We start from the raw sequence: 13,473 nt of genomic DNA, 5'->3' as shown, positions 1-13,473 counted from the left end.
TTCTCTAGCTCGACGAGCTGTCGTACCAGGGTCAACATCCAACCAGGCCGAAAACGTTCCCGCTCGTGGCTTCTCCTCGAAAATTTCTTTCCGAGGTGGCTGTCTGCTGCCGGTTGGCGGCGAATGTGCCGTATTACGTGGTTCGCGTCTTACGGGTTCGCGTTGTCTGTCAGTGTCGGTCCTCCCGGCTGGCTTGCCGGGTTGTTCATGAGGACGTGCCCGGAGCCTAAATGGTTCATGCCTCGAAGGGAACGTGATATGTACTTCACTCCATCGAGGGATCGAACACCTATGCGACTCTCGACTAGTCTAAGTTCGGACGAGGGTGGCGCTACAACGGCTCTACCAGGCCTCGGTACCCTCTGAGCGGCGAACCAAGCCGGGCCCTTACCCAAAAGGCCACCATCTGAAATTCAGCGAGGAGCGAACCGCGTGACCGCCGAGACGTCCGTGCCGTCCACAGCGCTGCTGACCGGAGCAGACCGGGACGGTTCCAACTACACCGCGCGGCACCTGCTCGTCCTCGAAGGGCTCGAGGCCGTACGCAAGCGCCCCGGTATGTACATCGGCTCGACCGACAGTCGCGGCCTGATGCACTGCCTCTGGGAGATCATCGACAACTCCGTCGACGAGGCCCTCGGGGGCTACTGCGACCACATCGAGGTCATCCTCCACGACGACGCCTCGGTGGAAGTGCGGGACAACGGCCGCGGCATCCCCGTGGACGTCGAGCCCAAAACCGGCCTTTCCGGTGTCGAGGTCGTCATGACCAAGCTGCACGCCGGCGGAAAGTTCGGCGGCGGCTCGTACGCGGCCTCCGGCGGTCTGCACGGTGTGGGCGCCTCCGTGGTGAACGCGCTCTCCGCCCGCCTCGACGTCGAGGTCGACCGAAACGGCCACACGCACGCGATCAGCTTCCGGCGCGGTGTGCCGGGTGCCTTCGCCGGTGCGGGCCCGGACGCGAAGTTCGACGCGGGAAGCGGCCTCCGCAAGACCAAGAAGATCCCCAAGGCGCGCAACGGCACGCGCGTCCGTTACTGGGCCGACCTCCAGATCTTCCTCAAGGAGGCCAAGCTCTCCCTGGAGAACCTGCATCAGCGGGCCCGCCAGACGGCCTTCCTCGTGCCGGGGCTCACGATCGTCGTCCGTGACGAGTTCGGCCTCGGTGAGGGCGGCAGCAAGGGCGAGGAGTCCTTCCGCTTCGACGGCGGCATCAGCGAGTTCTGCGAGTACCTCGCCAACGACAAGCCCGTCTGCGACGTCCTGCGCTTCTCAGGGCAGGGCAGCTTCAAGGAGACGGTCCCGGTCCTCGACGACCACGGTCAGATGACGCCCACCGAGGTCACCCGTGACCTCGGGGTCGACGTCGCCCTGCGCTGGGGCACCGGTTACGACACGACGCTCAAGTCGTTCGTGAACATCATCGCCACCCCCAAGGGCGGCACCCACGTCGCCGGCTTCGAGCAGGCCGTCGCCAAGACGGTCAACGAAGTCCTGCGGGCCAAGAAGCTGCTCCGCGTCGCCGAGGACGACATCGTCAAGGACGACGCCCTGGAGGGCCTGACGGCTGTCGTCACCGTGCGTCTTGCCGAACCTCAGTTCGAGGGGCAGACCAAGGAGGTGCTCGGTACCTCCGCTGCCCGCCGCATCGTGACCAACGTGGTCTCCAGGGAGCTCAAGGCGTTCCTGACCTCCACCAAGCGGGACACGGCCGCGCAGGCACGGGTCGTCCTGGAGAAGGCCGTCTCCGCCGCCCGTACGCGCATCGCGGCCCGCCAGCACAAGGACGCCCAGCGCCGGAAGACGGCTCTGGAGTCCTCCTCGCTGCCCGCCAAGCTCGCGGACTGCCGCAGCGACGACGTCGAGCGCAGCGAGCTCTTCATCGTCGAGGGCGACTCCGCGCTGGGCACCGCCAAGCTCGCCCGGAACTCCGAGTTCCAGGCGCTGCTGCCGATCCGCGGCAAGATCCTCAACGTCCAGAAGTCGTCCGTCACGGACATGCTGAAGAACGTCGAGTGCGGCGCGATCATCCAGGTCATAGGGGCGGGGTCCGGCCGGACCTTCGACATCGACGCGGCGCGCTACGGGAAGATCATTCTCCTCGTCGACGCCGATGTGGACGGGGCGCACATCCGGTGCCTGCTGCTGACGCTGTTCCAGCGCTACATGCGGCCCATGGTGGAGGCGGGGCGGGTGTTCGCGGCGGTGCCGCCGCTGCACCGGATCGAGCTCAGTCAGCCCAAGAAGGGGCAGGACAAGTACATCTACACGTACTCGGACCGTGAGCTCCGGGAGACGCTGCTGGAGCTGCAGCGCAAGAACGTGCGCTACAAGGACTCCATCCAGCGGTACAAGGGCCTCGGCGAGATGGACGCCGACCAGCTGGCCGAGACGACGATGGATCCGCGCCACCGCACGCTGCGCCGGATCAACATCTCCGACCTGGAGGCGTCCGAGCAGGTGTTCGACCTGCTCATGGGGAACGACGTGGCACCGCGCAAGGAGTTCATCTCCAGCTCGGCGGCGACGTTGGACCGGTCGCGTATCGACGCGTAGGTGTCGAGGGCTGTTCGGCTTGGCGGGCGTCGGGCGCTGTCGGGCGTGTGGGTGGGTCGGGGCCGTGCCGGTACATCCGGCCGTCGGTAGTTGGTGTCGGCGTCCGTCACCAGCGTTCCTCGGTGGGGTACGTCCCCGTCTCGACGGCCATTTGATGTACCGGCACGGCCCCTTCGGTGCGATGGCGACTGCGGGCCCTGAGCGGCTGGGGCGAGGCGCCGACCCGCCGTGTCGGCTGCGGGCATGCGTGAGGTGAGGGGCGCGGCGCCCACCCTGGCCGCGGGCGGTCGTCCGCCCGCCTCAGCTGCGGGCATGCGTGCCGTTCGGGGCGATGGGGGAGGGTGGGCGCAGGCGGCTCCCCGCTGGCGCCGGGTTCGCCGTCCCACCCCTACGTCCACTACAGCGTCGGGTGCTGATGCGCCCGAGGGTCCGGACGGGGTGTCCACCCGGGGGTGGAGTGAGTCCATCGTTGATCCACCCCGGGGTTGATCTGCCGAGGTGGCCGTTTCCGTAGGGTCGGTGGCGTCGGTAGCGCCCGCTGCCGGTACTCACGGCGGCCCGTATCTCGGGGTTGATCAATGCCTTGTTGATCGTCGCGGGCGTCGTTCTGGTTCGGCGGGCCGGTCTCCGTGGCCGATGTCGTGCCGGGAACGACCCGTACGGTGACGGCACTGCGTGGGCGGCGTGGAAGGGGCGCGTGTGACGGGGAACGCGTGGACGCGCTGGCCCTCCCGTGAGGCGCTGTCCCGGGCAGGAGTGCCGACACCCCGGCGCGCGCTGGCCTGGACCGTACGGCTCATCGCCCTGGCCGCCCTGCTGTGGACGACGTTCGCGGACGGGGGCCCGCGAGGCTGGGCCGCTGCCGTGGCGGTACTGGGAGTCGTGTTGTGCGCCCTGTCCGCCTGGGCGTTCTTCCGGACCACGCTGGAACACCGTCTGCTGCCGTCCCTCGGACTGTTCGCGCTGCTGCTCGCGGTCGCGACGACGGCCGAAGCCACCGGCTTCCGGGTCCCGGCACTGGTGCTGTGGTGCGCGTGCGCCGTCAGCGCCATCGAGCGCCTGCCTCTGGCGGCCGCGCTACCCGCGATGTCCGCGGCCCTCGGTGCGTACGCGGTGGCCGACAACGACGGTTGGACGGCGACCCTGACGACGGCGGCCGGTCTCGCCCTGGGCGGGTACGTCCTGCGGCTCGACGCCGAGGCGCGCGGCAACGCCCAGCGGCTGCTCGCCCAGGAGCGGGCGGCGCGTGTCGCCGAGGCGGAGTCCGCCGCGCTCGCGGAGAGGACCAGAATCGCTCGGGAAATCCACGACGTGCTGGCGCACAGCCTCTCCGCCCAGCTCGTGCACCTGGAGGCGGCCCGGCTGCTGATCGAGCGGGGCGCGGGACAGGACCGGATTCTCGAACGGGTGGTGGCGGCGAGGGGGATGGCCCGGGAAGGCCTCGCCGAGACACGGCAGGCGCTCTCCGCCCTGCGCGGCGAGATGTCCCCGCTGGAGGACTTCCTGAGCGAGCTCGTCGCCACGCAGGACGGAGCGGACCTCACGGTGTCGGGGGAGAGACGGCTCCTGCCCGCGGAGGCCTCACAGGCGGTGCGCAGGGTCGCGCAGGAAGCCCTCACGAACGTCCGCAAGCACGCGCGTGGCGCCAGGGTCCACATGAGCCTCGACTACGGGGACCGCCAAGTGCGGCTGGCGATCCGGGACTCGGGAGGCTCGCCGGGGGAGATGTCCGGCAGCGGTGCCGGGTACGGTCTGCTGGGCATGCGGGAGCGCGCCGAGTTGCTGGGCGGCACACTTGAAGCCGGGCCGCAGGAGGAGGGGTTCCTGGTGACGCTGGAGGTGCCCGTATGACCGGGGAGCCGGGCGGCGGGCCGGCGCGGGTCCTGGTGGTGGACGACCAGACAGTGGTGCGTGAGGGCATCGTCATGCTGCTCGGCCTGCTGCCCGGGATCGAGGTCGTCGGCGCGGCGGGCGACGGGGACGAGGCCGTGGCCCTGGTCGCCGAACTGTCCCCGGACGTCGTGCTGATGGACCTGCGGATGCCCCGGTGCGACGGGGTCGAGGCGACCCGGCGGATCAGGACCCGGTACCCCGGCACCCAGGTCGTGGTGCTCACCACGTTCGCGGACGACGAGTCGCTGTTCCCCGCGATCAGGGCAGGCGCCCGCGGATATCTCACCAAGGACGCGGGCGGCGACGAGATCGTACGGGCGGTGCGGAGCGTGCTGTCCGGGGAGGCCGGCCTGTCGCCCGGGATCCAACGGCGGCTGCTGGAGCGGCTGTCGGAGCCCGAGCGGGAACCGGCACGGCCACCCGAGGCGCCGGACGGGCTCACCGCACGGGAGGTCGAGGTGCTGGTGCTGATCGCCGAAGGTCTCGCCAACCAGGAGATCGCCCGCAAGCTGCACGTGTCCACGGCGACCGTGAAGACCCACATCAACAACCTGTTCGCCAAGGCCGGGCTCAAGGACCGTGCGCAGGCGGTCCGTTACGCCTATGGGAAGGGCCTGGTGCGCCCACCGGGGGCGTGAGTCACCTGATGGAGTGAAGACCATGGATTGAAGAGTCCGGGATCTTCCCGATCTGCCCATCCTTGGGCATGCAGTCAAGGAACGGTCGTCCCCGCCTGCGCGGGGAGGGTCCTGAGAGTCCGTCCGAGGACCACGAAGGGCGTCAACGTGTCCCCGCGCAGCCGGTGGAGACCGGAAACGTGGGTTACGACGACCCCTGGTACGACGCGTTGGCGTCCGGCTGGGGCGAGTTGGACAGCACTGGCGCGCCCGCTCCCGTAGAGCCCGCCGTACGCCGGGAGGGCGAGCCCGTAGCCCGTGGCGCGGCCGAGGTCTACCTGGAGGTGCAGCGCAGTGCGGCCTTCCAGGAGGTACGCGGCCGGTACCGCCGGTTCGTGTTCCCGGGCGTCGCCGTCTTCCTCACCTGGTACGTGGGTTACGTGGTCACCGCGACGTCCGCGCCGGGGCTCATGGCGCGCCCCGTGGCGGGCGCGGTGAACGTGGCGATGCTGGCGGGGCTGGGGCAGTTCCTCACCACCTTCCTGTTCACCTGGGCGTACGCCCGTCACGCCCGGCTGCGCAGGGACCGGGCCGCGCTGGATCTGCGCTGGGACACCCAGGAGCTGACGCGGAGCGCCGGGGGTGGGCAGCGGTGACGGGACACCACCAGTCGCTGGCGTTGCTGCTGTTCAGCGTGTTCGTGGCCGTGACGCTGGGGATCACCACGTGGGTGAGCCGCAACCGTCATGGCTCCGCCGAGGAGTTCTACGCCGGCGGGCGGCTGTTCTCCCCGATGGAGAATGGTTTTGCCATCTCAGGCGATTACATGTCGGCCGCGTCCTTCCTCGGCGTCACGGGACTCATCGCACTCTTCGGCTACGACGGGCTGCTCTACGTCGTGGGCTTCCTCGTGGCCTGGCTCGTGGTCCTCTTCCTGGTCGCCGAACTGGTGCGCAACTGCGGCCGGTTCACCCTGGCCGACGTGGTGGCGGCCCGCATGAGCGAGCGGCCGGTGCGGATCGCGGCGGGAACTTCCTCGGTGACCGTGTCCGTTCTGTACCTGGTGGCGCAGATGGTCGGTGCGGGCAGCCTGGTCGCGCTGCTGCTGGGAGGCACGAGCGGGGCGGCGCGGAACTGGACGGTGATCGGCGTCGGGGCACTCATGGTGATCTACGTGTCGATGGGAGGGATGCGGGCCACCACATGGATCCAGATCGTCAAGGCGGTCATGCTCCTGGGCGGCACGGTCGTGCTGACCGTGCTCGTGCTCGTGCGCTTCCACGGCGACTTCGACCAGTTGCTCCGCACGGCGGCCGCGCGCAGCGGGCACGGCGACGCGTTCCTGGCACCGGGACTGAAGTACGGCGGGAGCTGGACCGCGCGCTTCGACTTCATCAGCCTGGGACTCGCCCTGGTCCTCGGCACAGCCGGTCTGCCGCACATCCTGTCCCGGTTCTACACGGTGCCGACCGCGCGGGCGGCGCGCCGGTCCGTGGTCTGGGCGGTCGGACTCATCGGCGGGTTCTACCTGATGAGCATCGTCCTCGGGTTCGGTGCGGCCGCGATCGTGGGCCCCGACGCGGTCCGCGGGTCGAACGCCGCCGGGAACACCGCCATGCCCCTGCTCGCCCTCGACCTGGGCGGCGGCGCGGGCTCCACAGGTGGAACGGTGCTGTTCGCGGTGGTCGCCGCGATCGCCTTCGCGACGATCCTCGCGGTGGTCGCGGGCATCACGCTCGCCTCCTCCGCGTCCGTCGCCCACGACCTGTACGCCTCGCTCAGACGCAGACACGCGAGACCGCGCAGCGAGGTCGCCGTGGCACGCGCCGCGGCGGTCGGCATCGGCGTGGTCGCCATCGCACTCGGGCTGCTGGCCCGCGACCTGAACGTGGCCTTCCTCGTCGGCCTCGCCTTCGCGGTGGCCGCCTCCGCGAACCTCCCCGTGCTGATGTACTCGCTGTTCTGGCGGAACTTCACGACACGCGGGGCGGTGTGGTCGGTGTACGGCGGGCTGGTCCCTGCGCTGCTCCTCGTGGTCCTGTCGCCGGTGGTGTCGGGCAGCCCGGAGTCGTTGTTCCCGGGCGTCGACTTCCAGTACTTCCCGCTGCAGAACCCCGGCCTGATCTCGATTCCGCTCGGATTCCTCGCGGGCTGGCTCGGCACGGTCACCTCGGCGGAGCCCCCGGACGAGGCGAAGCACGCGGAGACCGAGGTGCGTTCCCTCACCGGGGCCGGAGCGGTCTGAGGGCCCCGCCGGGCGCGTACCCCGGAGGGGGCATTCCTGGCGTCGGACACCGGTACCGGGATGCCGGAAGGCACGCGGGGCGCGCACGGGGCGGCACGCGTGCGTGTGCCGACGCCGGTACGGGGATGCCGGACGGCACGCGGGCGTATGCAGGGCGGCGCTTAGGCGTGCGTCGGACGGCACGCGGGCGTGTGCAGGGCGCTGGTCGCGAAGCACGCCCGTGGAGTCCGGGTGTCCGGGCCCGTTCAGGGGGCGATCAACGCGTACCGGTGTTCGGGGCGTCCGGTGTCGCCGTACTTGAGGGAGAGGCGCAGGCGCCCCGCCTGTTCCAGGTGGCGGAGATAGCGCTGGGCGGTGGAGCGGCTCAGTCCTGCCTCGGCGGCGACCTCGACGGCGGACAGCGGACGCCCGGCGCGGTGCAGCACGTCGCAGATCAAGTCCGTGGTCGCTTCCGAGTGCCCGCTGGGGAGTCCGGGCGTCGAGGGCGTGGGCGCGGTGCGCAGCGCGCCGAAGATCCGGTCGACCTGCTCCTGGTCCGCCGGACCGCGCCCGCCCACCCGGTCGACGGTGCGGCGCAACGCGGCGTACGACTCCAACCGGGTGCGCAGGGCGGCGAAGGTGAACGGCTTGACCAGGTAGTGCAGGGCACCCAGCCGAAGGGCGGCCTGCACGGTGTCGACGTCGCCGACGGCCGTGATCATGATGACGTCGGTGCCGTGGCCGTCCTCCCGCAGCCGACGGACCAGGTCGAGGCCCGTCCCGTCCGGCAGGCAGTGGTCGAGCAGCACGAGGTCGACAGGCGTGCGTTCGATGGCGGCCAGCGCCTCGGCGGCGCTGTGGGCGCGGGCGGCGACCCGGAACCCGGGCACCTTCTCCACGTACCTGGCATTGATCTCGGCAACGCGGAGGTCGTCGTCCACGACCAGGACGTCCAGCATCAACCCCTCTTTCCGTCAGGGCCGGCCGAGCGCGGAGCCCGTGTTCCGGTCCCGCTGTTGTAGCGCGACCGGAGTGAGCACAACAGACTCCGGCAAGCGGAAGAGGACCTTGCGCCTAAAAGAAGGCCGCTCCTTTGGGGCGCGCCTCGACCGCGGGCCGCCCTCACCTGCGGGTCGCCCAGACGTAGCGGTGCTCCGGGCGCCCCGCGTCGCCGTACCTGAGGGTCAGCCGGGCGCGCCCCGTGCGCTCCAGGAGCTTCAGATAGCGCTGGGCGGTCTGCCGGCTCAGTCCGGTCGCCTCCGCGATCTCCTGGGCCGACAGGGGGCCCTCGGCGTTCACCAGGGCACGGCGTACGAGTTCGGCGGTGGTGGGGGAGTGGCCCTTGGGCAGGTCGGGCTCCGCGCCCGTCGAGAGGGCTCCGAAGATGCGGTCCACCTCGGCCTGTTCGGCCTCACCGCCACCGTCGAGGGTACGGCGCAGACCCGCGTACGCCTCCAGCTTGGCGCGCAGACCGGCGAACGCGAACGGCTTGACCAGGTACTGGAGCGCGCCCTGCCGCATCGCCGCCTGCACGGTCGCGACGTCCCGGGCCGCCGTCACCATGATGACGTCGGTCTGGTGGCCGCGCCGCCGCATCTCCTGGACGACGGCCAGGCCCGTCTCGTCCGGCATGTAGTGGTCCATGAGGACCAGGTCCAGGCGCGGCAGCGTCTCCATCAGGTGGAGCGCCTCGGCGGCGGTGTGCGCCTCGCCCGCGACATGGAAGCCGGCCACCTTCTGCACGTACGCGGCGTTGACCCGCGCGACGCGGATGTCGTCGTCCACGACGAGTACCTCGATCATCGTGACTCCTCCTCGGCGGACGCGGGGACGGCGGGGAACGGGACGGACGCGGAGGACGCTGCCCCAGGGGCGTCGCCCGCGACCGCCCCTGGGGCGGACTCGTGCCCGTCTCCCGGCGCCTGACCGGGCTCCCTCCCCGGCGAGAGCGTCCATCCGGCTCCGTCGCCGTGTGCCGATCCGGTTGCTCCCACCGGTCCCGGTCCGGCTTCGGGCGTCAGGCCCGGCCCGGTGAGCGCCTCCGGCAGTACGACGGTGAACTCGGCGCCCCCGCCGTCCGCCTCCGCCACCTCGGCGCTCCCACCCTGCCGCTCGGCCAGCCGCCGCACCAGGGAGAGGCCGATCCCGCGCTTGCCGTGCGCCGGGGGCTTCTTCGTGGACCACCCGTCGGTGAAGATCAACTGCCGCTGCTCCGCCGGAATCCCGGGCCCGGTGTCCCGTACGCGCAGCACCGCCGTACGCCCCTCCGCGCGCAATTCGACCTCCACGCGCGCGTGAGGCGTGCCCCCGACGGCGTCCAGCGCGTTGTCGACGAGGTTCCCCACGACGGTGACCAGCCCCCGGGGATCGATCAGCCGGTCCGGCAGGAACGTCCGGTCCGAGATCCACAGCGCCACTCCGCGCTCCGCGGCGACGGTGGCCTTGCCGACCAGCAGGGCGGCGAGCAGCGGGTCCTGGATCTTCTCCGTGACCTGTTCCGCGGTGGCCCGGTGGTCGCCGACCACCTCGCCGACGAACTCCACGGCCTCGTCGTACATCTCCAGTTCGAGGAGCCCCAGGAGCGTGTGCATGCGGTTGGCGTGTTCGTGGTCCTGGGCGCGCAGGGCGTCGATCAGACCGCGCGTCGAGTCCAGCTCGCGGCCCAGCTGCTCCAGCTCGGTCCGGTCGCGCAGGGTGGCGACGGCGCCCCCGTCGTCGGTGGGCATGCGGTTGGCGACCAGGACGCGCTGACCCCGGACGGTGAGGAGATCGGTGCCGGTGACGCGTCCGGCCAGGACATCGGTGGTGCGGCCGGGGCCGAGCGTGTCGTCGAGGGGCCGTCCGATGGCCTCCGCGTCGAGCCCGAGCAGCCGCTGCGCCTCGTCGTTCAGGAGCCGGACCCGGCCGCCGCGGTCCAGGGCGACGACTCCTTCGCGGATGCCGTGCAGCATGGCCTCGCGTTCCGTGAGCATCGCCGAGATGTCCGAGAACGCCAGGTCCCGGGTCTGCCGCTGCACCCGGCGGGAGATCAGATACGCCGCCAGCGCGCCGACCGCCATGGCCCCGCCCGCGTAGGCGAGGAGCCCGGGGATCGCGTGGATGAGCCGGGCGCGCACGCTGTCGTACTCGATGCCGACCGAGACCGCGCCCACGATGGCGCCGTCCTCGGCCCGCAGCGGCACCTTCCCGCGCGCCGAACGGCCCAGCGTGCCGGTGTCGATCTCCATGACGTCCCGGCCGGCCAGAGCCTGGCGTGGGTCGGTCGAGACGACCCCGCCGATCTGCGCCGGGTCGGTGTGCGACCAGCGCACCCCGCGCATGTTCATCACGACGACGTACTCGGCCCCGCTGGCCTCACGGATGCGCTCGGCCTCCTGCTGGACGGGGCCGTCCGCCGTCGGTCGGCTCGACCGCAGGTCCTCGGCGATCTGCGGCTGGGCCGCCGTGGTCTGCGCGATCGCCAGCGCCCGGCGCATCGCCTGGTCGTCCAGCTGCTCGCTGAGCGGCGCGAGGAACAGCCCGGTGGCGAGCACGGCCACTCCGGCGGCGATCGCCACCTGCATGAGCAGCACCTGCGAGAACATCCGCCGCGGCAACCCGAGACGGAGCCGACGGCCAGGGTGAGTGGGGCTCATGCCTATGACGGTACGGGGGCGCGTGGGGGAGGCCGTAGGGGGTGTGGTGGGGATCTCCCGAAGGTTGCCGACGGGTGTCGGGACGACCGTGGTTGTCCTGCGTCCCAGTAGAGGATGTCGCTGCGGGTCAATGCGGAACGGGAAGATCCGCCGCGCGCAGTTCCCGTACCGCCACGACGTCCATGCGGGCCGGGGAGCCGAGTGCCGAGCCGCAGCTCTCCTCGCGGGGCGGTTCGGACGCGCCCATGGCGACGACGACACGCCACAGTCGGCCGTCCGTGTGGGCGAGCGTCACCTCCCAGCGCGGTGCCGCTCCATCCGTGCGGAGGACGGTCAGCGCGTCCGCGGCGTGTTCTCCGGTCGCGGTGCGCACCGCGAGCTCGGCGGCCTGTGCCGGGCGCTCCCAGGCGGAGCTTCCTCGGCACCCCTCTGTGACGACGCGTCCCTCCCGTACGCCCTGGAGGACCTCCTTGACCTGGTGGGCCCCGACGCGCCCGTAGGCGTATCCGAACGGCAGGACGAGCAGGGTGGGCGAGAAACGGTGGCCGCCGAGGTGGGTGACCTCCCAGGCGCCCGTGACGCCGGAGGCGGCGAGTTCGGCCGCGAGAGGGCGCCCGAGGAGCGCGCAGCAGCGGTCACGCTTGCCGTTGGTGCAGACGAGCGCGAGCGGGGCGGCGGTGTGCGGCCGGCCTCGCAGGGCCGCGTCGAAGGTGTGGTGGTCGCCTCCGCCGAGCGCGGCGAGGTCGAGGTCGAGGAGCTCCTGCGGATCGGACACCGTGGCGCTGTGCAGCCAGGCGTTTCCGGGGACGGTGTGCGCCGCGTACACCTGGCGTTCGGTGGGCGTGCCGCAGTCGGCGTGACGACCGGGACGTCGGATGAGTGCGATACGTACACCCGTGTCCTTGGCGGCGGCTTCGAGGGCGCGGCCGAGCGCGGGGTCCAGGTGGCTCGAGGTGAGCGCCTTGGCACCCCAGGGTCCCGGCTGCTCCAGCAGCAGCCAGGTTCTCGCGGTGGCCGCGGTGCCCGCGAGGGGCTCGTCGAGCTCCCGGGACGCGGTCGTGCACGTACTCACAGAGGTGAGCCTAACCTGAGTTCCCTCGGACGGCTTCCAGCGACCCCGAGACGGGGCTGTAGACCCCATACCCGGCATACGAGGTTATATCCGGCTCGCGCTGGGCGCGAGGTGTCGATCGGTTTCCCGAAACGGCCCCGCTCACTCGCCCGGGAACGGCTGTGGCGGCCGAGCGCCCACGTAGTGCCCGCTCGGCCTCATGCGCAGCGGCCTCTCCCCGTACTCCTCCAGCGTGTGCGCGATCCAGCCGGCGGTGCGCGCGACGGCGAAGACCGTCTCCCCCGCGCTCGACTGCATCCCGGAGGCGACCGTGAGGACGGCCAGGGCGAGGTCGACGTTGGCGTGCAAGGGCGTGTGACGGGCCGCGGTGGTCGCGATGTCCCGGGCGGCCGCCAGGGCCGGCGCGGCCTGCGGTACGTCCTCCAGGAGCGCGAACAGGGCACGCGCGCGAGGATCCTCGCCTTGATACAGGCGGTGCCCGAGGCCCGGGACGCGGCGGCCGGCGCGCAACTCGTCCGCGATCACCGGGACGGCGGTCCCCCTGTCCAGGACTTCCAGGAGTAGCCGGTGGGCGAGGCCGCTGGCCGCGCCGTGCAGGGGGCCTTCGAGGACGCCCAGGCCCGCGGAGACGGCCGCGTAGGCGTGCGCCCGGGCCGACGCGGCGACCCGGACCGCGAGTGTCGAGGCGGCGAGGTCGTGGTCGACGAGCAGCCCGAGTGCCGTGTCCAGTACGCGCAGTGACGGATCGTCAGGTGTACGCCCGCTGAGCCGCGCCCACAGCCGTTGGGCCAGCGGTCCCTCGTCCCGGTGGTCGTGCCGCTTCGTCGGGAGAGCTGCGACGAGGGTGGGGATGAGGGTGCGCGCGGTACCGAGAACCGCCTCCTCGGAGAGGTCGAAGCGCAGAGGGTCCGCAGCCGCGGCCGCGATCGCGGCGACCCGCAACCGGTCGGTCGGCCCGCTGTGTTCGGGCAGCGACTCGACGGCTCGGCGCGCCACGGCCACGGAGGCCTCAGGGGCGGTGAAGGTGACGCCGCGGCGCAGCTGTTCCGTCCACAGCCATTCGGCGATCTCCTCGTAGGAGTACCGGGCGGCCAGTTCGGTCGCGTCGACGCCCCGGAAGTAGTAGTGATCCGCGTCGATCAGGGTGATGCGGGTACGGACGGACAGCTCACCCCCCGTGCTCGAACTCCCGGCGCCGTCGCGCCTGTTGCGCCGGGCGAGCGCCTCGACCTCCTGGGCGTCGAAGGTGCTTCCGCGCCCGCCGGGGTCGCGCCGGCTGGCGAGCTGGCCGCGGCTCACGTAGGCGTAGACGGTCTCGGGCTTCACGCCGAGCAGTTCGGCGGTCTCCTTGGTGTTGAGCCGCCGCCCCGTGTCGCGGGTGGGAGCCGACGGTTCCTGATCCCTCATGGCGTCACCGTATCCATATCTCGACGGGGTTGATTCACATTGATTGGATCAATGTTGACAACAATTGAG

Annotated in this window: 10 protein-coding genes; 5 read left to right on the top strand and 5 right to left on the bottom strand. The window is 71.4% G+C overall.

What is annotated here, in order from left to right; translation table 11 throughout:
* The first annotated feature begins 432 nt into the window (after nt 1-432).
* The 5 genes from ACFYQQ_RS04245 to ACFYQQ_RS04225 all read left to right on the top strand — a co-directional run bounded on the left by ACFYQQ_RS04245 (nt 433) and on the right by ACFYQQ_RS04225 (nt 7,311).
* Entirely contained in the window at nt 433-2,556 is a 2,124-nt protein-coding gene (locus ACFYQQ_RS04245; RefSeq protein ID WP_355790977.1) for a DNA topoisomerase IV subunit B, read from the top strand.
* Nucleotides 2,557-3,255: 699 nt separating this feature from the next.
* Nucleotides 3,256-4,407 carry a histidine kinase gene (locus ACFYQQ_RS04240; protein WP_355779766.1) on the top strand — a complete coding sequence of 384 codons (1,152 nt, stop codon included), beginning with the start codon at nt 3,256-3,258 and terminating at the stop codon, nt 4,405-4,407.
* Complete coding sequence (locus tag ACFYQQ_RS04235; protein ID WP_355779769.1) at nt 4,404-5,087, top strand: response regulator transcription factor; 684 nt, start codon at nt 4,404-4,406, stop codon at nt 5,085-5,087. The genes ACFYQQ_RS04240 and ACFYQQ_RS04235 overlap by 4 nt, the downstream gene beginning before the upstream one ends.
* 68 nt (nt 5,088-5,155) lie before the next feature.
* Nucleotides 5,156-5,722 (top strand): DUF485 domain-containing protein, encoded by a 567-nt coding sequence (locus ACFYQQ_RS04230; protein ID WP_355779771.1) that lies wholly within the window; start codon nt 5,156-5,158, stop codon nt 5,720-5,722.
* A complete protein-coding gene (locus ACFYQQ_RS04225; protein ID WP_355779774.1) occupies nt 5,719-7,311 on the top strand; it encodes a cation acetate symporter in 1,593 nt (530 codons plus the stop codon). The genes ACFYQQ_RS04230 and ACFYQQ_RS04225 overlap by 4 nt, the downstream gene beginning before the upstream one ends.
* 245 nt (nt 7,312-7,556) lie before the next feature.
* Here ACFYQQ_RS04225 and ACFYQQ_RS04220 read toward each other — a convergent pair whose 3' ends face one another.
* From ACFYQQ_RS04220 to ACFYQQ_RS04200, 5 genes are all read right to left on the bottom strand, one after another.
* The gene (locus ACFYQQ_RS04220; RefSeq protein ID WP_388903314.1) at nt 7,557-8,249 is read right to left on the bottom strand and encodes a response regulator; all 693 of its coding nucleotides are present in this window, start codon (nt 8,247-8,249) and stop codon (nt 7,557-7,559) included.
* Nucleotides 8,250-8,412: 163 nt separating this feature from the next.
* Nucleotides 8,413-9,093, bottom strand: coding sequence for a response regulator (locus tag ACFYQQ_RS04215; protein ID WP_355782903.1), 681 nt, complete (start codon nt 9,091-9,093; stop codon nt 8,413-8,415).
* Nucleotides 9,090-10,925, bottom strand: a complete 1,836-nt coding sequence (locus ACFYQQ_RS04210; RefSeq protein WP_355782900.1) for a sensor histidine kinase — start codon at nt 10,923-10,925, stop codon at nt 9,090-9,092. Before ACFYQQ_RS04210 ends, ACFYQQ_RS04215 begins: the two co-directional genes overlap by 4 nt.
* Before the next feature lie 127 nt (nt 10,926-11,052).
* Nucleotides 11,053-11,997: a sucrase ferredoxin gene (locus ACFYQQ_RS04205; protein WP_355782897.1), complete on the bottom strand. Its 945-nt coding sequence runs from the start codon at nt 11,995-11,997 to the stop codon at nt 11,053-11,055.
* A gap of 141 nt (nt 11,998-12,138) precedes the next feature.
* Nucleotides 12,139-13,404: a citrate synthase gene (locus ACFYQQ_RS04200; protein WP_355782895.1), complete on the bottom strand. Its 1,266-nt coding sequence runs from the start codon at nt 13,402-13,404 to the stop codon at nt 12,139-12,141.
* Nucleotides 13,405-13,473: the final 69 nt, after the last annotated feature.

This window comes from Streptomyces sp. NPDC005496 (genome assembly GCF_042872045.1).
Lineage (GTDB): Bacteria > Actinomycetota > Actinomycetes > Streptomycetales > Streptomycetaceae > Streptomyces.
This window is presented reverse-complemented; position numbering and strand designations above follow the sequence as displayed.